The sequence below is a fragment of the Halorubrum sp. F4 genome (assembly GCF_027257195.1).
Lineage (GTDB): Archaea > Halobacteriota > Halobacteria > Halobacteriales > Haloferacaceae > Halorubrum.
The window spans coordinates 650,634-676,402 of sequence record NZ_JAPDFS010000001.1 but is presented as its reverse complement, the minus strand read 5'-3'; the positions used below and the strand labels follow the sequence as shown (position 1 = coordinate 676,402).

27 protein-coding genes are annotated in these 25,769 nt (G+C 69.8%); 13 read left to right on the top strand and 14 right to left on the bottom strand.

What is annotated here, in order from left to right; genetic code table 11:
• Entirely contained in the window at positions 1 to 567 is a 567-nt protein-coding gene (locus OKW78_RS03440; RefSeq protein WP_281193906.1) for a DUF6677 family protein, read from the top strand.
• Positions 568 to 607: 40 nt separating this feature from the next.
• Here OKW78_RS03440 and OKW78_RS03435 read toward each other — a convergent pair whose 3' ends face one another.
• Complete coding sequence (locus OKW78_RS03435; RefSeq protein WP_281193905.1) at positions 608 to 1,261, bottom strand: alpha/beta hydrolase; 654 nt, start codon at positions 1,259 to 1,261, stop codon at positions 608 to 610.
• Between the two features lie 191 nt (positions 1,262 to 1,452).
• Between OKW78_RS03435 and OKW78_RS03430 the strand changes: the two genes are divergently transcribed.
• On the top strand, positions 1,453 to 2,301 hold the full coding sequence (locus tag OKW78_RS03430) for a bile acid:sodium symporter family protein (protein WP_281193904.1): 849 nt from the start codon (positions 1,453 to 1,455) through the stop codon (positions 2,299 to 2,301).
• A 43-nt stretch (positions 2,302 to 2,344) separates the two neighbouring features.
• Here the strand turns inward: OKW78_RS03430 and OKW78_RS03425 are convergent, their stop codons facing one another.
• Positions 2,345 to 2,809 carry a DUF5799 family protein gene (locus OKW78_RS03425; protein ID WP_281193903.1) on the bottom strand — a complete coding sequence of 155 codons (465 nt, stop codon included), beginning with the start codon at positions 2,807 to 2,809 and terminating at the stop codon, positions 2,345 to 2,347.
• A 91-nt stretch (positions 2,810 to 2,900) separates the two neighbouring features.
• Here OKW78_RS03425 and OKW78_RS03420 point away from each other — a divergent pair, with 91 nt between their 5' ends.
• Both OKW78_RS03420 and OKW78_RS03415 read left to right on the top strand, forming a co-directional pair.
• On the top strand, positions 2,901 to 3,308 hold the full coding sequence (locus OKW78_RS03420; RefSeq protein WP_281193902.1) for a halocyanin domain-containing protein: 408 nt from the start codon (positions 2,901 to 2,903) through the stop codon (positions 3,306 to 3,308).
• A gap of 66 nt (positions 3,309 to 3,374) precedes the next feature.
• Positions 3,375 to 3,674: a hypothetical protein gene (locus OKW78_RS03415; RefSeq protein WP_281193901.1), complete on the top strand. Its 300-nt coding sequence runs from the start codon at positions 3,375 to 3,377 to the stop codon at positions 3,672 to 3,674.
• A 42-nt stretch (positions 3,675 to 3,716) separates the two neighbouring features.
• Here OKW78_RS03415 and OKW78_RS03410 read toward each other — a convergent pair whose 3' ends face one another.
• A complete protein-coding gene (locus tag OKW78_RS03410) occupies positions 3,717 to 4,907 on the bottom strand; it encodes an amidohydrolase family protein (RefSeq protein ID WP_281193900.1) in 1,191 nt (396 codons plus the stop codon).
• Positions 4,908 to 5,055: 148 nt separating this feature from the next.
• Between OKW78_RS03410 and OKW78_RS03405 the strand changes: the two genes are divergently transcribed.
• Complete coding sequence (locus tag OKW78_RS03405) at positions 5,056 to 6,258, top strand: redox-regulated ATPase YchF (RefSeq protein WP_281193899.1); 1,203 nt, start codon at positions 5,056 to 5,058, stop codon at positions 6,256 to 6,258.
• 34 nt (positions 6,259 to 6,292) lie between these two features.
• On the opposite strand, the gene OKW78_RS03400 is transcribed toward OKW78_RS03405, so the two are convergent.
• Positions 6,293 to 8,197, bottom strand: a complete 1,905-nt coding sequence (locus OKW78_RS03400) for an aldehyde ferredoxin oxidoreductase family protein (protein WP_281193898.1) — start codon at positions 8,195 to 8,197, stop codon at positions 6,293 to 6,295.
• 148 nt (positions 8,198 to 8,345) lie between these two features.
• Here OKW78_RS03400 and yqeC point away from each other — a divergent pair, with 148 nt between their 5' ends.
• Complete coding sequence (gene yqeC / locus OKW78_RS03395) at positions 8,346 to 9,098, top strand: selenium cofactor biosynthesis protein YqeC (protein ID WP_281193897.1); 753 nt, start codon at positions 8,346 to 8,348, stop codon at positions 9,096 to 9,098.
• A 17-nt stretch (positions 9,099 to 9,115) separates the two neighbouring features.
• Here the strand turns inward: yqeC and OKW78_RS03390 are convergent, their stop codons facing one another.
• Positions 9,116 to 10,774, bottom strand: coding sequence for a hypothetical protein (locus OKW78_RS03390; RefSeq protein WP_281193896.1), 1,659 nt, complete (start codon positions 10,772 to 10,774; stop codon positions 9,116 to 9,118).
• Between the two features lie 149 nt (positions 10,775 to 10,923).
• Positions 10,924 to 12,069 (bottom strand): N-methyl-L-tryptophan oxidase, encoded by a 1,146-nt coding sequence (gene solA / locus OKW78_RS03385; RefSeq protein ID WP_281193895.1) that lies wholly within the window; start codon positions 12,067 to 12,069, stop codon positions 10,924 to 10,926.
• A 177-nt stretch (positions 12,070 to 12,246) separates the two neighbouring features.
• Here solA and OKW78_RS03380 point away from each other — a divergent pair, with 177 nt between their 5' ends.
• Positions 12,247 to 12,555 (top strand): HPr family phosphocarrier protein, encoded by a 309-nt coding sequence (locus OKW78_RS03380; protein ID WP_281193894.1) that lies wholly within the window; start codon positions 12,247 to 12,249, stop codon positions 12,553 to 12,555.
• The gene (locus tag OKW78_RS03375) at positions 12,552 to 14,318 is read left to right on the top strand and encodes a putative PEP-binding protein (RefSeq protein WP_281193893.1); all 1,767 of its coding nucleotides are present in this window, start codon (positions 12,552 to 12,554) and stop codon (positions 14,316 to 14,318) included. The genes OKW78_RS03380 and OKW78_RS03375 overlap by 4 nt, the downstream gene beginning before the upstream one ends.
• Before the next feature lie 52 nt (positions 14,319 to 14,370).
• Here the strand turns inward: OKW78_RS03375 and OKW78_RS03370 are convergent, their stop codons facing one another.
• Genes OKW78_RS03370 through dhaK form a run of 3 tightly spaced genes read right to left on the bottom strand, consistent with a single transcriptional unit; the run spans position 14,371 to position 16,531 of the window.
• A complete protein-coding gene (locus OKW78_RS03370; RefSeq protein WP_281193892.1) occupies positions 14,371 to 14,775 on the bottom strand; it encodes a PTS mannose transporter subunit IID in 405 nt (134 codons plus the stop codon).
• Entirely contained in the window at positions 14,772 to 15,536 is a 765-nt protein-coding gene (gene dhaL, locus OKW78_RS03365; RefSeq protein WP_281193891.1) for a dihydroxyacetone kinase subunit DhaL, read from the bottom strand. The genes OKW78_RS03370 and dhaL overlap by 4 nt, the downstream gene beginning before the upstream one ends.
• Positions 15,533 to 16,531, bottom strand: coding sequence for a dihydroxyacetone kinase subunit DhaK (gene dhaK / locus OKW78_RS03360; RefSeq protein WP_281193890.1), 999 nt, complete (start codon positions 16,529 to 16,531; stop codon positions 15,533 to 15,535). The genes dhaL and dhaK overlap by 4 nt, the downstream gene beginning before the upstream one ends.
• 116 nt (positions 16,532 to 16,647) lie before the next feature.
• Between dhaK and OKW78_RS03355 the strand changes: the two genes are divergently transcribed.
• Together OKW78_RS03355 and OKW78_RS03350 are read left to right on the top strand one after the other, a co-directional pair.
• Positions 16,648 to 18,183 carry an ATP-binding protein gene (locus OKW78_RS03355; RefSeq protein WP_281193889.1) on the top strand — a complete coding sequence of 512 codons (1,536 nt, stop codon included), beginning with the start codon at positions 16,648 to 16,650 and terminating at the stop codon, positions 18,181 to 18,183.
• Between the two features lie 81 nt (positions 18,184 to 18,264).
• Positions 18,265 to 18,738: a universal stress protein gene (locus OKW78_RS03350; protein WP_281193888.1), complete on the top strand. Its 474-nt coding sequence runs from the start codon at positions 18,265 to 18,267 to the stop codon at positions 18,736 to 18,738.
• Positions 18,739 to 18,792: 54 nt separating this feature from the next.
• Here the strand turns inward: OKW78_RS03350 and OKW78_RS03345 are convergent, their stop codons facing one another.
• Positions 18,793 to 19,764, bottom strand: a complete 972-nt coding sequence (locus tag OKW78_RS03345; RefSeq protein ID WP_281193887.1) for a biotin--[acetyl-CoA-carboxylase] ligase — start codon at positions 19,762 to 19,764, stop codon at positions 18,793 to 18,795.
• Between the two features lie 94 nt (positions 19,765 to 19,858).
• Between OKW78_RS03345 and OKW78_RS03340 the strand changes: the two genes are divergently transcribed.
• Positions 19,859 to 21,325, top strand: coding sequence for a cobyrinate a,c-diamide synthase (locus OKW78_RS03340; protein WP_281193886.1), 1,467 nt, complete (start codon positions 19,859 to 19,861; stop codon positions 21,323 to 21,325).
• A 217-nt stretch (positions 21,326 to 21,542) separates the two neighbouring features.
• On the top strand, positions 21,543 to 22,127 hold the full coding sequence (locus OKW78_RS03335) for a hypothetical protein (protein ID WP_281193885.1): 585 nt from the start codon (positions 21,543 to 21,545) through the stop codon (positions 22,125 to 22,127).
• Between the two features lie 37 nt (positions 22,128 to 22,164).
• On the opposite strand, the gene OKW78_RS03330 is transcribed toward OKW78_RS03335, so the two are convergent.
• Together OKW78_RS03330 and OKW78_RS03325 are read right to left on the bottom strand one after the other, a co-directional pair.
• Positions 22,165 to 23,082 (bottom strand): hypothetical protein, encoded by a 918-nt coding sequence (locus OKW78_RS03330; protein WP_281193884.1) that lies wholly within the window; start codon positions 23,080 to 23,082, stop codon positions 22,165 to 22,167.
• Positions 23,083 to 23,136: 54 nt separating this feature from the next.
• Positions 23,137 to 24,108, bottom strand: coding sequence for a DMT family transporter (locus tag OKW78_RS03325; protein WP_281193883.1), 972 nt, complete (start codon positions 24,106 to 24,108; stop codon positions 23,137 to 23,139).
• A gap of 184 nt (positions 24,109 to 24,292) precedes the next feature.
• Between OKW78_RS03325 and OKW78_RS03320 the strand changes: the two genes are divergently transcribed.
• The gene (locus tag OKW78_RS03320; protein ID WP_281193882.1) at positions 24,293 to 24,775 is read left to right on the top strand and encodes an Lrp/AsnC family transcriptional regulator; all 483 of its coding nucleotides are present in this window, start codon (positions 24,293 to 24,295) and stop codon (positions 24,773 to 24,775) included.
• Between the two features lie 137 nt (positions 24,776 to 24,912).
• Here OKW78_RS03320 and hpt read toward each other — a convergent pair whose 3' ends face one another.
• Positions 24,913 to 25,482, bottom strand: a complete 570-nt coding sequence (gene hpt, locus OKW78_RS03315; protein ID WP_281193881.1) for a hypoxanthine/guanine phosphoribosyltransferase — start codon at positions 25,480 to 25,482, stop codon at positions 24,913 to 24,915.
• Positions 25,483 to 25,540: 58 nt separating this feature from the next.
• The gene (locus OKW78_RS03310; RefSeq protein ID WP_281193880.1) at positions 25,541 to 25,762 is read right to left on the bottom strand and encodes a hypothetical protein; all 222 of its coding nucleotides are present in this window, start codon (positions 25,760 to 25,762) and stop codon (positions 25,541 to 25,543) included.
• Positions 25,763 to 25,769 lie beyond the last annotated feature (7 nt).

Here is a 25,769-nt window from a genome sequence, read left to right as displayed (position 1 = left end):
ATGAGCGAGATCCGTCGACGGCGACCGTGGCTCGCCGTCCTGTTAGCGCTGTTGATATCCGGGCTCGGCCACGCGTATCTCCGCCGATGGGCCCGCGCGTTCGGCTGGTACGTGGCCATAACGGCGACGCTCGTCTTCCTCGTGCCGGACGCGGCCGTCGACCAGTTGTTGGCCCGGGAGGCACCGCCGGTGGCCGACATCGCGCCCGGCCTGCTCGCGGTGCTCGCGAGCGTCGTCGACGCGTACGTCCTCGCGGTCCGGAACAACCGGCGCTACGATCGTCAACGAGGAACGACCGATGCAAGGGTGACGGAACCCGACGCCGACCTCGGTGATCGGACCGAAAACCGATCCGAGGAGAACGGGAACGGCTGGGGGAGCCACGACGGATCCGGGACGGGGATCGACGGCCCGATCACCGGCGAGGGTGACGTCCGGAAGCCGGCCGGGACGGAACCGAACACGGTGGAATGCCCACACTGCGGGAAACGGACCGACGCGGACCTCGACTTCTGTCACTGGTGTACCGAGCCGATCGACGTCGGCGGGGCCGACCTCGACGGCTGATCCGGGCGGCGGGGCCGGGATCCGTTCTCGTCCCTCCGCGCTACCGGAGCCGTGCCTCGACGAACGCGACCACGTCGACGAGTTCCTCCCGACCGATCCCGTGACCGGTCGCGTACGTCTCGTAGGTCACGTCCGCGCCGATCTCGGCGAGCCGGTCGGCCGCCGCCTCGACCCTGGAATCGGGGATCACTCGGTCGCCCGTGCCGGCACCGACGAAGACGGGTTTCCCCTCGATCCCGTCCGGAGCCAGATCGACGTGTGAGTCGGGCAGGTAGCCGTGGAGCCCGACGACCCAGTCGTATGAGCCGGGGTCCTCCACGAGCAGCGAGAGGCTCGTGATCGCCCCCTGGCTGAACCCGAGCAGTCCGATCCGGTCCGGATCGAGGTCGTAGGCGTCGGTCGCGGCCGCGACGCTCTCCTCGATCAACTCGAGGCTGCGCCGGAAGTCCGCGGCGTGCGGCTGGCTCTCGTGGAGCCCGCCCCCGGAGAGGTCGAGCTCGTACCACGTGTATCCGCCCTGGAGCGGGTCGGGAGCACGGAGGCTGATCACGTGGAGGTCGTCGGGGAGCGACTCGGCGACGGGGAGGAGGTCCTCCTCGTCGGCGCCGCGACCGTGAAGCACGAAGACGGCCGGCGCGGGGTCGGCGACGTCGTCGGGAGCGACGTGAACGTGTTCCAGCGGGATCTCGGTCATGGAGGACCGTTCGCCGTCTCGGGGGTTGTATCCGTCGACCGCGGCAGCGGGGTAGGCAGGGCACGAGAGGACGTAGGTGGTGACGGTGTGGGACCGGTTCGATCGCTCCCGTATCGGGTCGTCGACGGAGACGAAACGAAGGTGGCTATATCGTCGAGTCGTGAACTTACCGACGAGACTGTGAGAACTACATGCTAGTGGTGTCAGTTGAAACGATCGTCGAGATCGCTACGACGATCTTCGTCCTCTCGACCATGTTCTCCATCGGGATGGAGATGTCACCCGATCGTTTACTGATCGCGCTCCGTAAGCACCGATTGATGGCGAGATCGTTGCTCGTCAATCTCGTGGCGGTTCCGGTCTTTGCGTATCTGCTCGTTCACCTCGTTCCGATGGAAACGGGATACGTAGCAGGGGTCGTACTGATAGCTGTGGCTCCCGGGGCCCCTTTCGGTCCGAAGTTTGCTGAGATATCGAAGAGCGGCATCGAATTCGCAAGCGGCTTGATGGCCGTACTCGGGATCATCTCCGTCGTGACGATACCGGTGAGTCTGGCGCTGTTCTTGCCCGGGGACGTCACCGTGGATCCGTTCGGGATCGGGTGGATGATCTTCGGTATTCAGCTCCTCCCGTTGCTGGCTGGAATCGGGCTCGAGTACCGTTACTCCTCCGTGGCAAACTCGCTGTATCCACCGGTACAGCGTCTCTCCGATCTCTCGTTTCTCCTCTTGATCGTGCTCCTGGTAGCCGTTTATAGTGACGAGATGATCACGCTCGTCGGGACGGGAACGCCGTTCGTTTCGGTCGTCATCGTCTGTGTCTCGTTACTACTCGGGTACGTACTCGGTGGACCGGACCGGAACACACGAGAGGTGTTGGCGACGACGACCGCCGCTCGAAACGCTGCGATTGCGCTCTTTATCGCCACGACTGGCTTTTCGGACCCGAGGGTTCTGATGGTCGTCCTCGCGTTTTCGTTCATTGGCGTCGTTCTCTCCGGACTACTCGCCGGAATCTGGGCACGACAACCCACGCGATGAACGAGAGCCGAGAGAGCAGGCGTCTACGCCGGCAGCCAGTCGCTCACTCCTGGTAGGCGACCCGCACCTGCTCCCACTTGCCGACCTCCTCGAGGTGTGCCTGGAGCTCGTCGGCGTACTCCTGGACGAGCCGTTCCGCCGCCTCCAACTCCTCGTCGCTCGGGCCGCCGTTTCCGCCGCCGCCGAGACCGAGCGCGCCCTTGATCGAGTCGACGATGCCGCCCCCCGAACCACCGGAGCGGCCGCCACCCGATCCGCCGCCCCCGCCGCCCATCGCGGCGACCTGTGACCGGACGTTCTCCAACTCGGGCATGATCGCCGGCAGGCTCGAGGTGTCGGCCACGATCCGCGCCGCGTCGGGATCCTCGGAGTTCTCGATCTCGAACTCCGTCGCGGTCATGATGAGCCCCCACTCCTGGCTGGAGAACCGGGAGGCCATCACGCGGTCGTTGAACTCGTTGTCGACGGTCATCCGCTCGCCGACGATCGCGTCGGTCCACTCGCTCATGTCCGTCCCTTCGGCGCAGTCGGTGAAAAACCCGTTCCCATCGATGGGGAGTCTCCGAGACGTTTTAGCGGATCGCGCCCCACCGCTCCGCATGGTCGAACGCAGCCGTCGCGCGCTCGTCGCGTCCTGTGGCGCCGCCTCGCTTTCCCTCCTCGCCGGCTGTGCCGGGCTGACCGGCGGATCGGGCGGCGGGAGCGACGCGGATCCGGTCGACCGGACCGGTCGTGAGACGGTCGACGTCGCCGTCGGAGCCGGAAACGGGCTCTCGTTCGAGCCGGCGAACGTCCGGATCGATCCCGGGACGACCGTCGTCTGGACGTGGACCGGCGAGGGCGGCGGCCACAACGTCGTCGACGTCGACGGCGCGTTCGAGTCCGAACTGATCGACGAGGCGGGCCACGCCTTCGAGTACACGTTCGAGGAGACCGGGATCCACGAGTACGTCTGTACCCCACACCAGACGCAGGGGATGCGCGGAGTCGTCGAAGTCGTGGTGTGACGATAGGGACCGACGTGAAGGTGTGTACGTGAAAGCTTAACATACCACATCCCGTAGATGGCAAGTATGAGCCACGACTCGGGTAAACTGTACGCGGGCGTCGAGATCGGCGAAACCGTTTACGACGAGGACGGCAGGACCCTCGGAACCGTTCGCGGGATCGACGACGACGGGTTCTACGTGCTCGCCCCCGAGGACGCTCCCGAGACGTCTCTCGCGGAAGCACGAGAACTCACCGGGCGCGACTACATCATGTGGCGATGCTGGGAGTGTGGTGAGATGGGCAAGATCGAGGGAACACTGCCGCCGAACTGCCCGGAATGTGACGCACCGCGTGAGGAACTCTATTACTGGGCCGAAGACTAGCTCCTCCACCTCGTTGATCGATCCGAACGGCTCGACGACGCCCTACCAGTCGTACTCCTCTCTGGGATCGACCCCGTCGCGATCGCGGTCGAAGACGTGCTCGCCGTCGACGAAGACGTGTCGCGTCCGGCTGTCGTTCTCGTAGAAGACGCCGTCCCAGACCGCCACGTCGGCGTCGGTCCCGACCTCCAGGGTGCCGACCCGGTCGTCGATCCCGAGGATCTCGGCCGGGTAGCGCGTGACCGCCTCCAGCGCCTCCGCCTCGGGGAAGCCCTCGCGGACCGCGAGCCCGACGCAGACGTCGAGGTGCTGTTGGGGTAACACGGGCGCGTCGGTCTGTATCGCGACCTTCACCCCGGACTCGTGGAGGATCCCCGGCGTCTCGAAGGTGATGTTGCGAAGCTCGTACTTCGCGCCGGAGTACAGCGAGGGGCCGACGATCGCGGGCACGTCCCGCTTCGCGAACTCCTCGGCGATCAGGTGGCCCTCGGTGGCGTGTTCGATCGAGAGGGACTCGATCCCGAACTCCTCGGCGATCCGGAAGACGGTCATGATGTCGTCCGTTCGGTGTGCGTGCACGCGAAGGGGGAACCCCTCGGTGAGCACGCGCGCGAGGTTCTCCATGCCGAGGTCGCGCTCGAACGGCTCGCCCTCGTTGCGGGCGTGCTCGCGCCGGTCGACGTAGTCCTCGGCCTCCATCAGCGCCGAGCGGAGGGTGGCCGCGACGCCGGGACGCGTCGAGGGCTGGCGACCCTGCTCCTCGCCGTGGAAGCGCTTGGGGTTCTCGCCCATCGCGGCCTTCATCCCGTCCTCGCGGATCAGCATCCCGTCGGCGGTCAGCCCGTGCGTCTTCATCGAGCAGATGATCCCGCCGATCACGTTCCCGGAACCCATCCGTGCCGACACCGAGGTCACGCCGTTCTGGAACGCGTGTTTCAGCTCCTCGTCGCGGGGATGGAACCCGTCGAGCGCGTTGACGTGCGGGGTGACCGCCGAGGTTCCCTCGTTGTAATCGCCGTCCTCGGGCTCGCCCCACTCGGCCATCCCGGCGTGGCTGTGGGCGTCGACGAGTCCCGGCGTCACGTGGTGTCCTTCCACGTCGATGGGAGTCGCCTCCTCGGGCGGTTCGACGTCGCCGACGGCGACGATCTCGCCGTGGTCCATGACGACGGTCCCTTCGATCGTTCCCTGCTCCGTTGCCGTGTGGACGGTCCCGCCGACGAGGGCGTACATGAAACTGCGTTCGGCGGCACGGTACTAAACCGTTCAGGACGCGGCTCGGACGGCTCGAACGCGTCGGCCGTCCCGTATGCGATCAGTACACTCGCATGCGTCCGGTCCTCTCGCATCGCTTTTCACGTCGGACGGCCCACTCCGGGTAATGAGTTACCGGATCGGTCTCGTCGGTAAGCCCTCGGTGGGCAAATCGACGTTCTTCAACGCGGCGACGATGAACGACGTGCCCGAGGGAGCCTATCCCTTCACGACGATCGACCCGAGCGTGGGCGAGGCGTACGTCCGCGTCGAGTGTGCGGCACCGGAGTTCGACGAGACGTGTACGCCGAACGTCGGCGTCTGCCGCGACGGCACTCGGTTCGTCCCGATCGAACTCGTCGACGTGGCCGGGCTGGTTCCGGGCGCTCACGAGGGGCGCGGGCTCGGTAACCAGTTCCTCACCGACCTCAACGAGACGGACGCGCTGATCCACGTCGTCGACTTCTCGGGGAGGACCGACATCGAGGGCGAGCGGACGGAGGGCCACGACCCCCGCGAGGACATCGACTTCCTCGAGGAGGAGCTCGACGCCTGGTACCTCGACGTGCTCGGCAAGGGCCTCGAGAAGTACGAGACGCGCTATCAGGGCTCTGAGGCCGCCATCGAGGAGGAGCTCGCCGAACAGATGTCCGCGTTCGGGACCACGAAGGACGAGATGAAGCAGGTGATCCTCGCCGAGGGACTCGAACTCGAGCCCGAGACGTGGGACGAGGGGGACCGCGAGGAGCTCGCCCGCGAGATCAGAAAGCGCACCAAGCCGATGGTCGTCGCGGCCAACAAGACCGACACGCCGGAAGCCAGGGAGAACTGGGCCGAGATCACCGACGACCCCGACTACGACCACCTCTCGTTCGTTCCCGTCAGCGCCCACGCCGAGAAGGCGCTCAAGAACGCCGACGAGGCGGGAGTCGTCGACTACACCGCCGGCGACGACGACTTCGAGGTCGTCGGGGACGTCTCGGGCGAGCAGGCCGCGGGGCTCGACGCGATCCGCGATCACGTGACCGAGTACGACGGGACCGGCGTCCAGACGGCACTGGAGGCGGCCGTCTTCGACGTGCTCGGCTGTATCGCGGTGTTCCCAGGGTCGGCGAACGGCTCGAAGGACGAGAAGGGCGTCTTCCGCGACTGCTTCCTCCTGCCCGAGGGCGCGACGACTGAGGACTTCGCGTATCACATCCACTCGGACATCGGCGAGGGGCTGCTCCACGGCACCGACTGCCGGAGCGGCCGACAGGTCGGGACCGACCGCGAGCTCTCCCACCGCGACGTGATCGAACTGATCTCGACCAAACAGGCCGCGCCGTAGCCGGCTGGGTCCGTCCCCGCCGCTCGCGGTCGAGTCAGCGGCCGCCGGCTTCGTCCGCGACGACGGTCCCGTCCCCTGCCGTCAGGTCCAGGAGGTCGAGCCGATCGAGGAGCTCGGCCGTCGGCCGCCCCGTATCGTCCCACTCCCTAACCGCGTAGTAGCGCTCGAGGAGGGCCTCGAACGCGTCGGGATCGAGCCCGTCGAGCGGGTCCGCGTCGTCACCGGCCGCTCGCGCGTCGCCGTCCCGCGCCCCCGCGATCGCAGCCGGCAACGCGTCGTCGTCGCGGTCGAACCCCTCGCGAACGTTGTACAGTCGGGTGAGCGTCCATACCCGCTCGCCGAGGGAGGCGAGGTCCGCGAGATCGTGGTGGTACCCGCGGGCGGCGAGCCACTCGGCGACGACTGCGGGGTCGAACACGTCTTCGAGGAAGTCGTCGGCGACGAGACACCACAGCGCGGCTCGGCGGTCCTGCTCGGCCGCGACCGCGCGAGCGACGTCGTCGGGATCGCGCGAGTCGGGTGCCATCGCGTCCACCTCGACCGGCCGGGCCCGACGGTGGCACGCGCCGCGGTCGCTGGTGGCGTATGCCAGCGCCATCGAGGTCGCCCCGCGCGGATCGTACGAGGAGAGCTCCATCCCCTTCACCGTCGGGATCAGGTCGTCGCCGCCGAGACGCGTCGTGGCCGCGGAGACGCCGTCGGCGAGGTCGTCTCCGAGCCGCGTCTCCCGAGCCGCGATCTGCTCGATCAGCGAGCGTGCGGCCGCCTCGTCTCCGAAGTCGACCTCGCGGTCGATCAGTCCCTCCTCGCCCGCGCGAACCGCCCAGGCGACCGCGTTGCCCGCGGATATCACGTCCATCCCGAGCCGGTCACAGACGCCGCCCAGCGCCGCGACCGCGTCGAAGTCGTCGATCCCGAGTCCCGCGCCGAGGACGATCGGGGTCGCCCCGCGAGGGACGCTGTCGGCGGCGGACGCGTCGTCCACGTCGGCCCCGCCGTCCCCGTCGTCCTCTCCGTCCGTCGCTTCGTCCGTCTCGTCGACCCGCTCCTCCGTCTCCCCCGTCCCCTCGTCGCCGGGTATTCGGAACCCGCCGGGAACCGGGTCGTCCGCACGCTCGCGCCCCGTCGCGCGCTCCGTGGCGCGTTCGATCCCGATCGCCTCCGCGCCCTCGAAGCGTCGCTCCTGCCAGCCGCGGGTCGGGAGCACGCCCGCCTCGTTCGCGAAGTCGACCGTCTCGAGGGTGTCTCCCGCGGCCAGCCAGCGTCCCGCGTCGCTGTCGGCGAACGCCGCCCCGTCGCGCTCCCTGAGGGCCGCGAGCCGTCCGGAGGGCTCCGGCGGGGGGTCGCGTGCGACGACCGCCTTCAGCCGTTTCGATCCCATCACCGCGCCCGCACCGCCGCGCCCGGCGTGGTGGTCCCCGCCGTCGGAGGCGATCGTCGCGTACCGCACCGCGTTCTCGCCCGCCGGGCCGACGCAGGCGACGGCCGCCTCCGGGAACCGGTCGTCCGCCGCCGCCGTGTCGAGCCCCCACAGGTCGCCCGCGGGCTCGATCGTCGCCTCGCCGTCCGAAACCGAGAGAACGACCGGCTCGTCGGCCGCACCGGTGACGAGCACGCCGAGGTGCCGCCCGAGCGAGGCGGCGAGCCGCCCCGGAAAGGTGCCGCCCCCGTACGAGTCGAGGAACGCGCCCGTGAGCGGCGACTTCGTGATCGCCGCGTACCGCTGCTCGCCGGGGGTGTACCCGGTCAGGGGTCCGGTCATGAACGCGAGCGGGTTCGCGGGCGACTCCGGGTCGATCCCGCTGCCCGCCGCGTAGAGGTAGCGAGCCCCGAGACCCTTCCCGCCGACGTACTTCGTGAGCCACTCCTCGGGGACCGGGTCGCTGTCGATCCGGCGGGCCGAGAGGTCGACGCGGAGGATCCGGTCCGGTGGGTCCATCGTCGTCGTTAGCCGCCGACACGGGATTAAACCCCACGGTGTCGGCGACGAGTCGAGGACGCCCCCACGCGAACCGTTCGGCGGACTCCTCCTGCCGGGATCGACGCGCTTTCGACGCGGGAATGCCAGGAACGGAACGAACGCCACCATGAACGTCGTCGACGCGCTGGATGCGGGCGAGGGGACGACCTGTCTCGTCGGGGCCGGCGGAAAGAAGACGACGCTGTACGCGCTCGCCGCGCGTCTCGATCGAGCGATACTCACCGCGACGGTCCGGATCCCGATCTTCGACCGACAGGTCTCGACGGTACGGACGGCGGCGGATCCGGTCGACGAACTCGCAGCGGTCCGCGAGGAGTACGCCGTGCGCGAGGAAGCGGTACCGTTCCCGCTCGGACTCGTTCCCGAACAGGAGCGGGAGGACCGATATCGAGGATACGATCCGGAGACCGTCGATCGCCTCTCGGCCGCTCACGACGGCCCGGTCCTGGTGAAAGCCGACGGTGCGCGGACTCGACTGTTCAAGGCTCCGAACGACCGCGAGCCGCGGATCCCCGCCGGAGCCGACACCGTCGTTCCGGTGGCGAGCGCCCACGCCGTCGGCGAGCCGCTCTCGGAGGCGGTCGTCCACCGGCCCGAGCGCGTGGCCGCGCTCGCCGACGTCGAGATCGGAGACGAGATCACGCCCGAGCTGGTCGGTCGCGTCGTCGCCGACGAGTCGGGTGGATTGAAGGGAGTCCCATCGTCCGCGACCGCGATCCCGCTTTTGAACATGGTCGACGACGACGACGACGAGGCGGTCGCTCGGGAGATCACCGCGACGATCCACGAGCACGCCGACGTGCCGCGCGTCGTCCTCGCGCGGATGCGCGAGCCGGCGGTCGTCGCGGTCGTGACGTGATCCGGTAGCCGGCGGCGTCAGGTGCCCGGCGGCCCGTGGACCGGTGGATCCTCCGTGGTCCCGTCTGCTTCGACGGGTTCGTTCGAGTCGGCGGCCCCGTTCCCGCCGTCGGTCCCGTTCGAGTCGCCGGTCGATACCACGCTGACCGCGTCGGTCATCCAGCAGCCATCGTACCCGCTCTCGCCACCGGTGAACGAGGCGGCGGTGGCGTTCACCTTCCGCATCCGGAACTCGTATTCGGCCGTCGCGGAGCCGTTCTCGTACGTCACGACCCGCACCGTGGCCCGGTCGTCGTCGATTCCGAGCGGGGCGTACCACACGGCGTCGTGAGTGAGCATCGGCGCGTAGTTCGTCCCCTCGAAGAGGTCGACGAACTGCCCGAAGGTGCTCACGACCTGGCGGTTCCGTGGCGACGCGAACCGCCTCGTCGTCCGGATCCCGTCGTTGGTCTCCGGGTCGTTGTATCGAAGCGCGTTCATCTGGATCTGGACGACGTGAAGCGGGCCGCGCTCACAGGTCGGCTCGAGGGCGGTCGCCCGTTCGGCCGCCGACCCGTTCCGGTCCGTCGCCCCGGCGTCGTCGAACGAGCCGAACGAGTCCGTCACGCCGGTGTACGTTCCGGAGTTACCCAGATCGACCGATCCGGTCGAGTCCATCGAGGATGACTCGCTCGAACCGCTCGAGGACGACTCGCTCGAACCTCCCGGCCCCTCACCGTCGTCAACCGTGTCCTCCTCGCCCGTCGACGGCGGGTCGTTGCCCGGATCGAGACGATCCCCGACCCCCCCGCTAAGCGACGGGCCGGTCACCGACGCGGCACCCGCAACCGCCGCGAGCAGGACCACGACGACCACCGCGGTCGCGAGCCGACCACGCCGGACGTCGGGGTCGTGCCGCCGGGATCCTGCGGCCCCGTCGTCGGATGCGGCGGTGGCGACCGTGCCGTCATCGGAGCCGAGCCTCTCCTCGCCGGGAGCCGCTCGGTCCGCGGCGACGCCGCGATTCGGACGGGACGACGACGCCGTCGGCTCCGGTGCGGTCGAGGCGGATCCAGTCGGTCGATCCGTCGCGATCGGGCCCTTAGTCGTCGGATCCTCGCCAGTTCGGTCCCCAACGACTCGGTCCTCAGCGGCTCGATCCTCGACCGTCCGATCCCCGACCACTCCCGCAGTTGCGCCGTTTCCTTCCGTCGATCCCCGGCCCCTCGATCCCCGGCCTCCCGACCCTTGATCTCCCGATCTCCGGTCGTACGACTCCGAACGGGCCGGCATTCCGAGGAACCGCTCACACGCCGACTCGGCCTCGGCCACCGGAAGGGCGTACAGGAGCCGGCCTCTGAGGTCATCCGCAGAAACCGTCTCGAGATCGGCATCGGGAGATACCGATCCCTCGTCGGGGAGCACGACCGCGTCGGGATCGGCGGTAGAGTCGCCGTCACGTGGATCGTCGACGTCGCCGGCGCGAATCGCCTCGCGAACGGCGTCCGACGCCGCGGGCGCGACGACGAGATCGGTTCGACTGCCGCCGTTCCGCACCGTGACGACCGGCGGATCGGCGTCGACCTCCTCGCCGGTCGCCGCCCACAACTCGGCGACGAACGCCACGAGGTCGTCCGGGTCGAGGGAGTCGAGCGCGTCCGCGAACTCGTCGGGCGGGATCGGTGCGGGATCGGTCACTGGTGGGCCCCCATGTGATACCGTTCGTATGGGCCGTGTTCACTTCCCGCTTGCGCTGCTCGTCAGCGACTCTGGAAGGGTCTCGGAGGGCCCGCGACGATCGAGCGGCGTCGATCGCGCGACGGTCGCGACGGTCGCGACGGTCGCCGTCAGAGCCGGTCGATCGAGTGCGCCGAGACGTCGAGGTCGGTCTCGCCCTCGGTCGCGAAGTCGGCCAGGACCTCCCCGGTGGCGCTCGCGAACTTGAACCCGTGACCGGTGAACCCGGTGCCGACGGTGACCGAGTCGTATCCCGGCACGCGCCCGAGCACGAAGTCCTCGTCCGAGGAGTACGACTGGATACAGGTCCGCAACGCCAGCGTGGGGCCGGCCCCCTTCGGGAAGAACTCCTCCGCGAAGCGGCGGTGAAGCTCCTCCTCGGCCGCGGTCGGTTCCCGATCCATCCGGTCGGGATCGACGACCTCCCGCTGGTCGCCGGAGTAGCCGAACTTGAACCCCGGCACGTCGTGGACCGGGAAGCCGTAGCCGCCGCCGTCCTCGCCCCGGAGCACGAAGACGGGGAACCGGTCGGGGGAGAACAGCTCCGGGTCCGCCGGCTGGAGCCAGGCCATGAGCGCGCGGACCGGGACCGCGTCGTCGGCGACCTCGGGCAACAGCTCCGCAGTCCACGGCCCCGCCGTCACGACGAGCTCGTCCGCCTCGTAGCGTCCCTCGTCCGTGCGGACCCGGACGCCGTCGCCCGTCTCCGACCAGTCGATGGCCCGCTCACGGGCGCGGACCGTCGCGCCCTCTCCGTGGGCGGCCTCGACGTGGGCGCTCACGCAGCGCTCGCAGTCGAGGTACCCGCCCTCGGGCTGGAAGACCGCCTCGAAGTCGCTCGGCAGGTCGTAGCCGGGGAACCGCTCGTTGACCTCGTCGCCGGAGAGGTCCTCGTAGTCGATGTCGTGGGCCGCACACGCCTCGCGGGCGTTCGCGACCACGTCTGTGCCCGGCGCGCCCGCGTGGACGGACCCGGTGACGGTCAGGAGGTCGCGGCCGGTCCGCTCCTCCAGGTCGCGCCAGCGCTCGTAGGCGCGCTCGACAAGCGGAACGTACTCCGGACCCTCCTGTTGGGCCTTCCGGATGATCCGGGTGCTGCCGTGGGAGGAGCCCATCGCGTGGGGAACGTCGTACCGCTCGATCCCGAGCACGTCGAGGCCGCGCCGCGCCAGCTCGTAGACCGTCGCGCTGCCGACGCCGCCGACCCCGACGACGATCGCGTCGTACCGGTCGTTTCCGCTCCGTGTGTCGCTCATGGTACCGACAGACGGCCGGAGAGGAAAGTCCCCCGAGATCCGGCGGTTCCATCCGGGAACCGCGAGCGAACTCGATCGGGATCGCGGGCGAACCCGACGAGCACCGCTGGGAACCGACGGACGACGCCGGACGCGCTCGGACGAGAGTATAATACCCGTCGCGTCGGAACGGAGGGTATGGAACGGATCGTCGAGGTGGTGCCGGAGGCGGGGTTACACGCGAGACCGGCCTCGAAGCTCGTCAAGACGGTCAACCGATTCGACGCGGACGTCTCGGTCGGCCGCGCCGCCGACGGCGACGACGGATCGGTCCGCGCCGACAGCATGCTCGCGGTGACCGGACTCAACGTCGGACACGGCGAGTCGGTCAGGATCGTTGCCGACGGGCCGGACGCCGAGGCGGCGCTCGACGCGATCGAGGACCTGCTGACGAGCCCGGTCGAGGACTCGACTGGGGAGGAACGTACCGAGGGCGACCCGACGTGACCGGGTCGACGACGCTGACGGGGATCGGGAGCACTCCCCGCACCGGAGTCGGGACCGCGCGGTGGTACCGGCCAGGGGCGGACCTGACGCTGCCGGACCGGCCGGACCCCTCGACGGTCGCTCCCGAGGTCGAGCGCGAGCGGTTCGAGGCCGCCCGGGAGGAGGCCCGCGAGGCGATCCGACTGGCACGCGACCGGGCCGAAGTGCGCGACGGCGACGAGGAGGCGGCCGTCTTCGACGCCCACGAGGCGTTCCTCGACGATCCGGGGATCGTCGACGACGTCGAGTCGGCCATCGACGACGGAACCCCCGCCGAACACGCGGTTCACGACCGCTTCGAGGCGGCGATCGAGCAGTTCGAGGGGATGGACGGGCGGATGGCCGAGCGCGCCGACGACCTCCGGGACGTCCGGGACCGGTTGTTGCGCGCGCTCCTCGACGCCCCGACGCCGACCGACCTCTCGACGCTCCCGGCGGGCACGGTCCTGTTGGCCGAGCGGCTGACTCCGAGCGACACGGCCGAGTTGGACCCGGCGGCGGTCGCGGGGATCGCGACGGTCGGCGGCGGGCGGACCTCCCACGCGGCGATCATCGCGCGGTCGCTGTCGATCCCGGCGGTCGTCGGCGTCGGCGACGCGCTCGGCGAGGTCCCGGACGGGGCCGAGGTCCTCGTCGACGGCGAGGCGGGCGAGGTCGTCGTCGGCCCCGACGAGGATCGCCGGGCGGCGGCGCTCGGCGGGAACGACGTGCCGGTCGTCACCGAGTCGGTCTCGACCGCGGACGGTCTGGCGATCGAGGTCGCGGCGAACGTCGGGAGCGGGGCGGAGGTGTCGCCCGCGGTCGACCGCGGCGCGGACGGGATCGGCCTGTTCCGGAGCGAGTTCCTCTTTCTCGACCGCGAGTCGCCGCCGAGCGAGGAGGAGCAGTACGAGGCGGTCGTCGCGGCGCTCGAGGCGTTTCCCGACGACCGGGTCGTCGTGCGGACCCTCGACGTCGGCGGCGACAAGCGGGTCCCGTATCTCGACCTCCCGGAGGAGCCCAACCCGTTCCTGGGCCGGCGGGGGATCCGGCTGTCGCTCGAGGAACACGCCGACCTCTTCGAGACGCACCTCCGAGCGCTGTTGCGGGCGGCCGCACACGCCGGCGGTAGCGATGCTGGCGGCATCGGCGGCGACGACCGCGACGGCGATAGCGACCGCGACGGCGGCGACCTCGCGGTCATGTTCCCGATGGTCTCGCGAGTCGAGGAGGTCGACGCCGCGCTCGACCGGGTCGAGTCGGTGGCGGCCGATCTCGCGGCCGAGGGGACGGAGCACGCGATCCCGGACCTCGGCGCGATGGTCGAGACGCCGGCCGCGTCGTTCCTCGCGGACGCGCTCGCCGCCCGGCTCGACTTCCTGAGCGTTGGAACGAACGACCTCGCCGGGTACGTGATGGCCGCCGACCGCGAGAACGACGCGGTCGCCGACTACCACGACCCGCTCCATCCGGCGGTGTTGCGGGCGATCGGCCGGACGACGACGGGGGCGGAGGGGACCGACGCCTGGGTCGGCATGTGCGGCGAGATGGCGGGCGACCCCGAGTTGACCGAGCTGTTGGTCGGCCTCGGGCTCGACGAACTCAGCATGAGCGCGGTGACCGTCCCGGCCGTCAAAGAACGGGTTCGAGCGGTCGACTCGGCGGAGGCAAGCGAACTGGCCGACGAAGTGCTCGCGTGCGAGACGCGTGTCGAAGTCCGGGACGTGCTGGGTCTCGACGGCTGACGCGTCCGGTTCGGTTACCGTCCAGTCCGTCCGCCATCCGGTCCGCGGGGTCTCAGACCTTCGAGATCTCGCTCGCCGCCTCGGCCTGCTCGCGGACCGACTCGAGCGTGGTGCTCGGGTCGGTGGCGGCGACCGCGGCGTTGACCGCGCCCTCGAGGACGGGCGCGTCCGCGATGACCGCGTCGACGTCCGAGAGCTCGATGGCGACCTCGGCGTTCATCACCGCGCTCCCGAGGTCGACGAGGACGACGACGCCGTCGTCCGCACTCGAGTCGCCTCCGTCGTCGCCGACGGCGGCGAGGGCGTCCTCGATGTCGTCCGGGACGGTCCCGATCCCGCCCCGTCCGTCGCCGCCGACCGCCTCGATCCGAGTCTCGCCCGCCATCTCGGCCGCGATCTCGACTATCCCCTCGGCGGCCCGAGCGCTGTGTGAGACCACGACGAGTCCGACCGTCACTCCGCTCCCTCCGGGGTCGCGTCGTCCGAGCCCGGCTCCGACTCCGCGTCGTCCGGGATCGTCGGCGAGGTCGCGTCCGTCTCGGGCACCTCGGCGTCGAGCCGGTCGGCCGCGACCTCGAGAACCTCCTCCAGGATGAACAGCGTGCTCGTCGCGCCCGGGTCCTGGTGGCCGACCGACCGCCACCCGAGGTACGAGGCGCGGCCCTTCCGCGCCCGGATCGGGACCGTGAACGCGACGCCGCGCTCGGCCGCGTCGACGGCCTTCGCGAGCGCCTCCAGCGGCTCGAGGTCGTCTACCTCGATCGACTTCTTGAACGTGTGGACCGCCGGCGTCAGCGCGTCGACCATCGTCCCGTCGCCGATCCGGGCGTCGCCGCGGTCCTCGACCTTCTCGAGGTACGTCTCCGCGAACGCGACCGCGGTCTCGGCGGTGACCCCGTCGGCGAGTTCCGCGCCAGCGAACACGAGCGAGCCGCCGAAGAGCGGTCCGGACGCGCCGCCGACCTCGGACATGAGCGTCTTGCCGACCGTCTTCGCGACCGCCTCGGGGTCCGGATCCTCGAGGTCGCCCGCGGCGCCCGCGGCCTTCGCCCACCCGCGGGCCATGTTGCCGCCGTGGTCCGCGTCGCCGATGGCCGAGTCGAGGTCGGTCAGGTGATCGCGTTCCGCCTCGATCCGTTCGGCGACGGCCTCGACGGCCGCGACCACGGCCTCGCCGGCGTCGTGTTCGTCGTCTCCGTGCTCGTCGTTCCCGCTCATCGGACGGTGAGCGCGGGGGTGTCGGTCGGCGCGTCGAACAGCTCCTTCAGCTCGTCGTCGACGGCACACACGGTGATCGAGACGCCGGCCATGTCCAGCGAGGTCATGTAGTCGCCGACCCACGCGTCGTGGACCGAGAGGTCGCGTTCGCCGAGCAGTTCCTGGAGCCGGCGGTTGACGACGAACAGCTCCATCTGCGGCGTTCCGCCCATACCGTTGACGATGGTGACGACCTCCCGGCCCGGGTCGAGTTCGAGGTCCGCGAGGACCGACTCGGTCAGCTCCTCGGTCACCTCGTCGGCCGACATCACGTCGGTCCGCTCGGTCCCCGGCTCGCCGTGGATCCCGATCCCGAGTTCGATCTCGTCGTCGCCGAGGTCGAAGGTCGGCTCGCCCTTCTCGGGGGTGACACACGAGGTGAGCGCCATTCCCATCGTGGCGACGTTGTCGACGGTCTTCTCCGCGACCCGCTTGACCTCCGGGAGGTCCGCACCCGCCGCGGCCTTCGCGCCGGCCGCCTTGTGGACGAGGATCGTCCCACAGACGCCGCGGCGGCCGGAGGTGTAAAGCGAGTCCTCGACGGCCACGTCGTCGTCGACGACGACGCTCTCGATCGTCGCACCCTCCATCTCGGCGAGTTCGATGGCCGTCTCGAAGTTCATCACGTCGCCCTCGTAGTTCTTGATGACACAGAGGACTCCCGCGTCGCCGTCGCAGGCGGCGATCAGTTCCTCGAACTCGTCGGCGGTCGGCGAGGAGAAGACACCGCCCGCGGCCGCCCCGTCGAGCATGCCGTCGCCGATGTAGCCCGCGTGGGTGGGTTCGTGGCCGCTTCCGCCGCCGGTGACGATCCCGACCTTCCCGTCGATCGGCGCGTCCTCCCGGACGAGTACCTGCGTGTCCGGGAGCCTGCGGAGCTCGTCGGGATACGCCGCGGTCATTCCGTCGAGCATCTCGTCGACCACGTCGTCGGGATCGTTGATGAGTTTCTTCATGATCGATTAGAATGTTACTCCGCGATCAATTAAAGATAGTGGCGAGAAGGGGATCCGAACCGACGTATGCGGGCGTTTTATGCCGTTCTACGCCGATCATCGTACGAGTTGACAGCATGAGCGATCCCTCCACGGGCCCGTCGGCCGATTCTCCGATCGAGGTCGCGTACCTCCCGGGTTCCGCGGGTGCCACGGGTGGGTTCGATCGTGCGTGGCCGTCGGCCGGCGAACTCTCGGTCGGCAACGTCGAGACACTCTCGTCGATCGCGGCGCTCGAGGCTCGCGGGATCTCGACGGTCGACTGTCTCGTGGCGTCCTTCGAGCTGTCAGACGGGACCGCCGTGGATCTCCTCGACGCGCTCACGGAACGCGTCGATTCACCGCCGATCGTGCTCGTCGTCCCCGTCGAGGACGGGTCGGTTCCCGTCGAGGCGGTGGAGTTCCCCTTCGACGCGGTCGTGTCGATACGACCGGAGGCGGATGCCGCCGACGTCGCCGAGCGGATCGACCGCGCGGTCAGGCGGACGATCCCTCCGCGGTCCCCGCGGATAGAGCCGGACTTCGATCGGCGGCTCGCCGAGGGGGATCTCGACGACGAACTCGCCGAGGGGGATCTCGACGGCGTCGACGAGTGGAAACGTCGGGTTCTCGACCAGCTGTTCACCGAGATACCGCTTCACATGTTCGTGAAGGACCAGGAGGCCCGAAACGTGATGGTGAGCGAGGCGAGCGTCGGCCGACGGATACACCGGTTCAGCGACGAGTACCTCGGGCAACGCGACGTCGACGGCGTCGTCCCCGTCGAGGAGGGCAGGGAGCCGTATCTGGACGACCTCTCGGTGCTTCGAACGGGCGATCCGATCCTCGAGAAGGAGGAACACTACCCGACCAGCGACCGCTGGTTTCTCACCTCGAAGGTTCCCCTCCGCGACGACGACGGCCGAGTGATCGGCCTCGTCGGCGTCGCACAGGAGATAACCGCCCAGAAGCACCGTGAGCGCCAACTCGAGACGGTGAATCACCTCGTCCGACACACGATGCGAAACGACCTCAACGCCATCACCGGGTGGCTCGACGTGCTGCGGGAGGGTGACGTCTCCGGCGACGAAACGGACGACGAGGTGCTCGATCGGGTTCGACGGATCGCCGACGGGTTGTGCGGCAAGATCGACAAACAGCAGGCCGTCGTCGACGTCCTCACGGGGCCGAACGAGACCGAGTCGCGTGACCTCTCGTGGATCGTGGGTCGAGAAGTCGCCGCCCTCGACGAGGAACACGGGGCGGCGACGATCCGCGCGGACGTCGAGGAACGAGTGTCCGCGGTCGTGACCGACGACGTGGGACGGGTCCTCGTCGAGCTGGTCGAGAACGCGGTCGTCCACGCGGAGCGGGCGGACCCCCGCGTCGAGGTGGTCCTGGAGAACGGCGGGGACGAGGCGGTCCTCCGCGTGCTCGACCGGTGTCCGGCGATCCCGGTCGACGAGCGTGAGGTCCTCACGGGAACGCGCCCCATCGACCAGCTGAACCACAGCTCCGGACTCGGGCTGTGGATGGCGCGATGGATCGTCGAGAACGCCGACGGAACCATCGACTTCCGGGTCCGCGAGGACGGCGGCAACGAGGTCGTCGTGACGCTGCCGAGCGGGGGATGAGCCCGCCGACTCGACGTACTCGATTGCATCCGCGGGATCACGGGGAGATATATATCCTCCGGGCGCATGGGTCATGATAACATGGCCTTGTACGACCGGATCCTGGTTCCGACCGACGGCTCTCCGAAGGGGAAACGCGCCGTCGAACACGCGCTCGCTCTCGCGGCGGTCCACGACGCGGCGGTCCACGCGCTGTACGTGGTCGACACGGCGAGTTACGCCGGGACCGGCATGGAGGCCACCTGGACGGGGATAGACGAGATGCTCCGAGAGGACGCCGACGAGGCGGTCGCCCAGGTCGCGGCGCTGGCGGAGGGGACCGACGTCGCCGTCGAGACGAGCGTCGTGGAGGGGTCGCCGGGACGTGAGATCGTTCGACACGCGACCGACGCCGGCTGCGACCTGATCGTGATGGGTACGCACGGTCGCGGCGGGATCGACCGGCTGCTGCTCGGGAGCGTCGCCGAGCGCGTCGTGCGCCGCTCTCCGGTTCCGGTGTTGACGGTCCGGCTGGGCGAGGAGACGGAGGCGACGGGGACGGGCGAGGACGGCTGAGCGAGTCGGTGAAGAGTGATCCGGCGAAAGGCGAGTCGGCGAAGGGCGATCCGGCTACCGGGCGTCCGCGTCCCGCAGGTGCTCGCAGTCGCCGGCGTGGACCCGCGTTCGCCCCTCGTCGGTCTCGACGACGAGCGCGCCGGGCGGCTCGACGTCGACCGCCCTCCCGGTGACGATTCCTCCCGGCGTCTCGACGCGCACTCGCCGTCCGAGCGTGTTCGCTCGTTCCCGCCACGCCGGGAGGACCGCGTCGGGATCGGCGGCCAACTCGGCGTATCGCTCGAGGAGTCGAGCCAGGAACCGGCGGCGGTCGACGTCCTCGCCGCGTTCGGCCCGCAACGAGGTCGCGCCGGCCGGCAGCGTCTCCGGGTCGAGGTTCGCGTTGACGCCGACCCCGACGACGAGCCAGGAGACGCGGTCGGCCTCGCCCTCCATCTCGGTGAGGATCCCGGCGAGTTTGTGGCCGCCGCGACCGTCACCGTCGTTTCGGTTTCCGCGGTCGGATCCCGCCACGAGCACGTCGTTCGGCCACTTGATCGTCGCGTCGACGCCGGCCTCCCGGCAGGCGTCGGCGACGGCCACCGCGGCCGCGAGCGTGAAAAGCGGAGCGCGGGCCGGAGCCACGGCGGGGCGGGTCAGGACCGAGACCCAGACGCCGCCGCTCGGCGCGACCCACTCGCGGTCCAACCGCCCGCGCCCGCCGGTCTGTTCGTCCGCCACGACGGCGACGTCGGTCCCGCCGTCCGCCGCCAGCGTCCGCGCTCGGTCGTTCGTCGAGGGAAGGCGCTCGTGATACTCGACGACGTAGGGCGCGTCGAGTCCGAACTCGATGCCCGCCGCACAGTACGCGGGATCGGCCGGCGCGACGTAGCCGTCGGCGGCGGATTCGACCGCGAATCCCTCCTCACGGAGCCCCTCGACCGCCTTCCAGACGGCCGCGCGAGAGACGCCGAGCTCGTCCGCGAGCGCTGGCCCCGACACCGGTCCCGACTCGAGCGCGGAGAGGAGCGCGCGACGCGTGTCCATGCATCCCACATGCCGCGGGGTCCGGAAAGCCGTTCCGAGTCGACCGTGCCGGCCGGACGGATCGCTTTTCTCCGGGTGGTCGCTATCGGGTCACATGCACGGACTCGTCCTCGGCGGGACCGCCTCGGGCGTCGGGAAGACCGTCGCGGCGCTCGCCGTCTCGCGGGCGCTCGCCGACGCCGGCTACGACCCGATCCCGGCGAAGGCGGGGCCCGACTACATCGACCCGAGCCACCACGCCGCCACGCTCGACCGCCCCTCCCGGACGCTCGACACCTGGATGCAGGGGGTCGAGGGTGTCCGGCGAAACCTCCACCGGGCGGGCGAGGGAACGAATCGGGAGCCCCCGGCCGCCGATCCCGACGAGGATCCTGACGGCGTCGCGGTCGTCGAGGGGATGATGGGGTTGTACGACGGCTCGGCCACGTCGACGGCGGCGACCGCGGCGGCGCTCGACGTCCCGGTCGTCCTCGTCGTCGACGCGGGCGCGGGCATGCAGAGCGTCGGCGCGACCGCGCTCGGGTTCCGCGAGTACGCGGCGCACGCCGACCTGCCGGCGGACGTCCGGGAGAGCGTCGACGACCCCCGCGTCGACGTGGTCGGCGTGGTCGCCCAGAAGGCCCACACTGGCCGCCACGCCGACGGGATCCGCGAGGCGCTCCCCGACGGGATCGTCTGGCTGGGACACGTCCCGCCGGCGGAGGGGCTGACGGTCCCGGACCGACACCTCGGATTGGAGATGGGCGACGAGACGCCGGTCCCCGAGGCCGCGATCGCGGAGGCCGCGGAGACGATCGACGGCGAGGCGGTCGCGCGGGTCGCCGAGGCGGTCGCACGCCCGAAGCCGAGGAACGAAGGCGGTCGTCCGGGCTCCGAAACCGGCGGGAGCGACGGCGACCGCCCGACCGTCGCGGTCGCCGCCGACGACGCGTTCCGGTTCGTCTACCCGGCCACCTGGGAGCGGCTCCGCGAGCTGGCGACCGTCGAGCCGTTCGCCCCGGTCGCCGGCGACGACCTCCCCGACTGTGACGCCGTCTACCTCCCCGGCGGCTACCCCGAGAACCACGCCGCCGCGCTCTCGTCGTCGCCGGCGCTGTCGACGCTCGCGGACCGGGCCGCGGACGGCCTCCCGGTGCTCGGCGAGTGCGGCGGGTTGATGGCGCTGTCGGCGTCGCTGACGACCGTCGACGGGGAGACGCACCGCATGGCGGGGATCCTCCCGGGCGGCGTCCGGATGCACGACCGGTACCGCGCGCTCGACCACGTCGAGTTGCGTGCGACCGCCGACGGCGTCACCGCCGCGGCCGGCGAGCGCCACCGCGGCCACGAGTTCCACTACTCCAGTCACGCGCTCGGGAACGGGGGCGGAGGTCATCCCGAAACGACGCCCGACGCCGACGCCCGGTTCGCCTTCGAGGTCGAACGCGGGGAGGGGATCGACGGCGACCGGGACGGGCTCGTCGCCCACCGGACCGTCGGGACCTACGCGCACCGCCACTCGGCGAGCGGGGCGTTCGATCGACTCGTGGCGGCGGCGGCGGAGTACGCGAGGGGCCCGTGACGTCGGGAGAGGAACCGGCGATCCGGTCCGAACCGGCGTCTCTCCGGGACACACCGCGTTTCCGGTGAACTGACGGACGGCGATCGTCCCGAACCACCCGTCGGTCCGGGACGATCCCCGACACGGAACCCTCGAAAACGACCGTTTCGTGCCCATCCTCGACGGTTCGTTCCCGGTCGGCACAAGACACAAGTCCTCACGGACGGGACTCGGAGGTATGCAACCCTCCAAGGAGCGGGATGCCGGGGAGGCTCGGGATGCCGAGGACGGTGACCCGCTCGACGACCTCGACGACCTCCTCGACGACGACCTCGCGGGGGGCGGGGAGTCCGGCGGCGTCGACACCGACGCCACGTCGGAGGCGTCCTCCGGTTCGGCGGCGACTCGATCCGCTGCCGGTTCGGGTCGGATCGGCGTCGACGGTCGCTGGTTCTCGCTCAAGACGTTCGGAGTCGCCGTGCTCGCCGTCGTCCTCGGAACCGTTCTCGCCGGCATGATCCCGCTCGTCGGCGGAGCGATCGGCGGCGTGGCTGGCGTGCTGCTCGGGACGTTCCTCGTCGGCCTGGTCTTCGCTTCGCCCAACTACGTCGAGACGGGCCTCGCCGGGGCGCTCGTGGGTGCCGGAACGGCCGTCTCGAGCGTGCTCGGCGTCGGGTTCCTCCCGATCGGGATCGACTACCTCGGTCAGTGGGGGCTCCCGCTGCTCGCGGTCGGCGGCGGCGTGGGACTCCTCTGCGGGCTCGTCGGACACTACTTCGGACGCGACCTCCGTGCCGGGGTCACCGGCGAACTCCCGGAATAAGCCGCGAACTCCCCGAACCGCTCCAAAGACCGGCCGGCTACTCCGGGTCGAACTCGAAGACCAGCGCCGAACACTCCTCACAGGCCAACACCGGCAGGTCCGGGTCGCGCTGGACGCCACCAGGGCCGCCACAGCAGTTCCGTCGGACCGTCTCGGCGACGTCGCCGCCACAGACCGGACACGTCCGGACGAAGGTCCGGAGCGGTCGAGCGGCGGCCGCGCCTATTCCCGACGGGACGTCGAACGCGGCGAGCGTCTCCGCCGCCGCGGTCTCGGCGATCGCCACCGGCCGCGAGAGCCAGACGGGGTGGTCCCCCGCGATCCGGATCCGCTCCCCGTGAACCTCCCCGTCGAGGTCGTCGCCGGCGGCCGCGGCCGCCCGGTCGGCCAGCGCGGACTCCGGGAGGTCCCGCAGGTCGGCCATTCGTTCCTCGAAGGCCTCGCGGTAGTCGTCGGCCAACCGGAGGTCCTCGCCGGCCTCGACGAGGACGCCGGCCTCCAGAAGCGCCGCGAGTAGCGCCTCGGGATCGGCGGCGTCGTCGGAGCCGGCATCGAGGTAGTCGGACCCGGGATCGACGTATTCACCGGCTTCGTCGACGCGTTCACCGGACCCGTCGGCGGCCGTTTCGCGGACGAGCTCGTCGTCATCGGTCGTTTCGCGGGAGACGCCGTCGGCGATCGAGCCGCTCTCGACGCGGTCGGGCTTCTCCGGGCCGATATCGAACGGGAGCGGCTCGACGAGACGCGGCGCGAACCGCGGCGTCCCGGGGACGACGTACCCGCGAAGGTAGACGAGCGAGCCCCCGGCGAGCAGGACGAGCGGACCGAGCGGGGCGAACGCGACACCCGCGAGCGCGGCGACGACGACGACGATCACGAGGTTGACGACGGTACACGGCCAACAACGGTTCTCGCCGGTGTGTTCGGGTCGGCGAAGCGTGTCGAGTGCGGTCACGTCGATCCGTGCGTACCCCGTCGGTAAGGGCGTTCCGGGGGGTGGGCGTCCCCGCTACGAACCGAGCCCGTGGTGGCTCGCGACGTAGGCGGCGATCTCCCGGCGTTCCAGCGCCGCGAAGCCGGCGAGGATGGCGACGAATCCGAGGATCGCCTCCCCGCCGATCAGGTGACCGAGCACGATCCAGCTCCCGACGGCGGCGACGACCGGCTCGACGTAGCTCACGAGGTGGAGCTGCGTCGGGCCGACGGCGTCCAGGAGCGCGAAGTAGAGGAGGAACCCGACGATCCCGGAGAGGACGGTGAGGTACGTCAACGACACGATCGAGGTCGCGTTCCACACGATCGAGGCGGGCGACTCGCCCGTGACGGCCGCCCCGCCGAAGAGCAGTCCCGCACCGACCACCATCGCCCACCCCTGGAGGGCGGCGATCGGGAGGTCGGTTCGGAGCGGACGCAGGAGGACGGCCCCGACCGAGAAGGAGACCGCGGAGAGGAACACCAACGCGACCCCCAGAAGCTCCGGAGCGAGGACGCCGAAGCGGGTACCGTGGCCTCCGGCCGCGAGTCCCGCCCCGCCGGGGTCGGCGATCACGGCGACGCCGACCACGCCGAGGGCGAATCCGCCGATCTCGAGCGGTCCGAGCCGCTCGTTCGGCAACAGGAGCGCGGCGAACGCGGCGGTCAACACCGGCGAGAGGCTGACGATCACGGCGGCGATCGCGCCCGAGACGTGGAGTTCGCCCACGTACAGGAGCCCGTGGTACGCCGCGATCACGAGGGTGCCGGCGACGCCGACGGCGAGCCACTCGTCGCGACCGCGGGGGATCCAGCGGTCGGAGACGACGGTCGCGTACGCCAACACGGCGACCCCGGCGAGCGCGTACCGAACGCCCGCGAAGAGCAGCGGCGGGAAGTACGCCAACCCGGCCTCGATCGCGACGAACGAACTGCCCCACAGCGCCGCGAGCAGCAGGAACGCGCCGACGGCACCGGTGGGAGACGAAAGGAGATCTCTCGTGTACATTGAATACAGTAACGGTATTTCTGGATGTATTTAAACTAATCTCTAAGCAAACTAGAAATTTTGGATTATGAATTACGCATATGATGTTCGTTCAATATCCGTCCGGATCGATCGACCGATGTTGGAGTCGACTCCGAGTATGTCGGTCGGAATATATACGGATCCGTAACGTGAACCCGGAGACATGGACGAGCGCGACGTGCGGCTGTTGAAGGCGATCGCGGACCTCGGGACCGGGAGTCCGGAGGCACTTCACGAGGAGACGGAGATTCCGGTGTCGACCATTCACTACCGATTGAACAATCTCCGGGACTCCGGCGTGATCGAGAACGACCTCTACGACTTCGATCACGAGGCGCTCGGACTCGGCGTCACCGTCCTCGTCGAGGTGCTCGCCGATTACGAGTGTTCCCACGAGGAGTTCGCCGAGCGACTCCTCGACATCGAGGGCGTCACGGAGGCGTTCTTCACCATGGGCGAGACCGACTTCGTCGTCATCGCGAGGCTCTCCTCGTCGGACACCGTCGAACGGCTCATCAGCGAGTTCGAGGCGATCGAGGGCGTCGAGCGCACCAACTCGACGTTCACGATATCGACGCTGCGCGACGAGTCACGCGCCCCCGCGACCTACGAACTCGACACGCTGATCGAGGAGCTGACGGACTGAGACCCACCCTCATCGGAGCGGACGATGGATCGACGTGCCGAGAACCATCGGCCGTCGGTGGTCGGTGGTCGGTACGTGGGTAGTCGGTACGTCGGAATGGAACCCACGGAGTCCGTACGATCCCCGGACGCGAACTGCTACTCGTCGCCCTGGGCGTCGACGATAACGACCTCGCCGTCCTCGACGGTGACGTTGATGAGCGTCTTCACGTCGTAGTCGGTGCCGTCGAGCTCGTTCTCGCCCGCCTTCTTGATGACGGCGACGACGTCGACCACGTCGGCACCGACCTCGTCGGTAAGCGCGTCGAGGATCGCCTTCATCGTGCCGCCCGTCGAGAGCACGTCGTCGAGCACGAGCACGCGGTCGCCCTGTTCGACGTCGTTGATGTACATCTCCGACTCGGAGTAGCCCGTCTCCTGGAACAGCGGGACCTCGCCGTCGAGACCGTACTGGCGCTTGCGGATGACGACGAGCGGGATGTCGGTCATGAGCGAGAGGGCGGTGGAGATGTGGATCCCCATCGCGGCGGGGGTGACGATCTTGTCGACGTTCTCCAGCTCCGCCTTCCGGATGATCCGGATGACGATCTCCCGAAGCAGCTCCGGTTCGAGCATGGGGACGCCGTCGCTGATCGGGTGGACGAAGTACTGGTACTCGCCTTTCTCGATGATCGGCGCGTCGAGGAGCGACTGCCGCAACTGGTCCATGTCGCCGGTACTCGGTCGGCTTAATAAAGCGTGGCGATCACGGGTTCACCGGACGCGGTCACACGTTCTCTCGGGCGTCGATCTCGGTGTAGATGTACCACGCCGCGGTGTACGCCGACAGGAAGAGCAGGTACCCGACGACGAGCCCGGCGGTGCGTCGGGCATCGAGGCCGCCCGGGAGCGTCGCGGAGAGGACGGTGAGCGCGACGAGGAAGACGACGAACGAGAAGAGTCCCGAGAGCGCGTAGACGCCGAGATCGGACGTGAGTCGCTCGCGCATGACGCGA

What these genes read in the sequence shown, in the direction of transcription:
- OKW78_RS03440 (WP_281193906.1), top strand. Translation starts at nt 1, where the DNA reads ATGAGCGAGATCCGTCGACGGCGACCGTGGCTCGCCGTCCTGTTAGCG.
- OKW78_RS03435 (WP_281193905.1), bottom strand. Translation starts at nt 1,261, where the DNA reads ATGACCGAGATCCCGCTGGAACACGTTCACGTCGCTCCCGACGACGTC.
- OKW78_RS03430 (WP_281193904.1), top strand. Translation starts at nt 1,453, where the DNA reads ATGCTAGTGGTGTCAGTTGAAACGATCGTCGAGATCGCTACGACGATC.
- OKW78_RS03425 (WP_281193903.1), bottom strand. Translation starts at nt 2,809, where the DNA reads ATGAGCGAGTGGACCGACGCGATCGTCGGCGAGCGGATGACCGTCGAC.
- OKW78_RS03420 (WP_281193902.1), top strand. Translation starts at nt 2,901, where the DNA reads ATGGTCGAACGCAGCCGTCGCGCGCTCGTCGCGTCCTGTGGCGCCGCC.
- OKW78_RS03415 (WP_281193901.1), top strand. Translation starts at nt 3,375, where the DNA reads ATGAGCCACGACTCGGGTAAACTGTACGCGGGCGTCGAGATCGGCGAA.
- OKW78_RS03410 (WP_281193900.1), bottom strand. Translation starts at nt 4,907, where the DNA reads ATGTACGCCCTCGTCGGCGGGACCGTCCACACGGCAACGGAGCAGGGA.
- OKW78_RS03405 (WP_281193899.1), top strand. Translation starts at nt 5,056, where the DNA reads ATGAGTTACCGGATCGGTCTCGTCGGTAAGCCCTCGGTGGGCAAATCG.
- OKW78_RS03400 (WP_281193898.1), bottom strand. Translation starts at nt 8,197, where the DNA reads ATGGACCCACCGGACCGGATCCTCCGCGTCGACCTCTCGGCCCGCCGG.
- yqeC (WP_281193897.1), top strand. Translation starts at nt 8,346, where the DNA reads ATGAACGTCGTCGACGCGCTGGATGCGGGCGAGGGGACGACCTGTCTC.
- solA (WP_281193895.1), bottom strand. Translation starts at nt 12,069, where the DNA reads ATGAGCGACACACGGAGCGGAAACGACCGGTACGACGCGATCGTCGTC.
- OKW78_RS03380 (WP_281193894.1), top strand. Translation starts at nt 12,247, where the DNA reads ATGGAACGGATCGTCGAGGTGGTGCCGGAGGCGGGGTTACACGCGAGA.
- dhaL (WP_281193891.1), bottom strand. Translation starts at nt 15,536, where the DNA reads ATGAGCGGGAACGACGAGCACGGAGACGACGAACACGACGCCGGCGAG.
- dhaK (WP_281193890.1), bottom strand. Translation starts at nt 16,531, where the DNA reads ATGAAGAAACTCATCAACGATCCCGACGACGTGGTCGACGAGATGCTC.
- OKW78_RS03355 (WP_281193889.1), top strand. Translation starts at nt 16,648, where the DNA reads ATGAGCGATCCCTCCACGGGCCCGTCGGCCGATTCTCCGATCGAGGTC.
- OKW78_RS03350 (WP_281193888.1), top strand. Translation starts at nt 18,265, where the DNA reads ATGGCCTTGTACGACCGGATCCTGGTTCCGACCGACGGCTCTCCGAAG.
- OKW78_RS03345 (WP_281193887.1), bottom strand. Translation starts at nt 19,764, where the DNA reads ATGGACACGCGTCGCGCGCTCCTCTCCGCGCTCGAGTCGGGACCGGTG.
- OKW78_RS03340 (WP_281193886.1), top strand. Translation starts at nt 19,859, where the DNA reads ATGCACGGACTCGTCCTCGGCGGGACCGCCTCGGGCGTCGGGAAGACC.
- OKW78_RS03335 (WP_281193885.1), top strand. Translation starts at nt 21,543, where the DNA reads ATGCAACCCTCCAAGGAGCGGGATGCCGGGGAGGCTCGGGATGCCGAG.
- OKW78_RS03325 (WP_281193883.1), bottom strand. Translation starts at nt 24,108, where the DNA reads ATGTACACGAGAGATCTCCTTTCGTCTCCCACCGGTGCCGTCGGCGCG.
- OKW78_RS03320 (WP_281193882.1), top strand. Translation starts at nt 24,293, where the DNA reads ATGGACGAGCGCGACGTGCGGCTGTTGAAGGCGATCGCGGACCTCGGG.
- hpt (WP_281193881.1), bottom strand. Translation starts at nt 25,482, where the DNA reads ATGGACCAGTTGCGGCAGTCGCTCCTCGACGCGCCGATCATCGAGAAA.
- OKW78_RS03310 (WP_281193880.1), bottom strand. Translation starts at nt 25,762, where the DNA reads ATGCGCGAGCGACTCACGTCCGATCTCGGCGTCTACGCGCTCTCGGGA.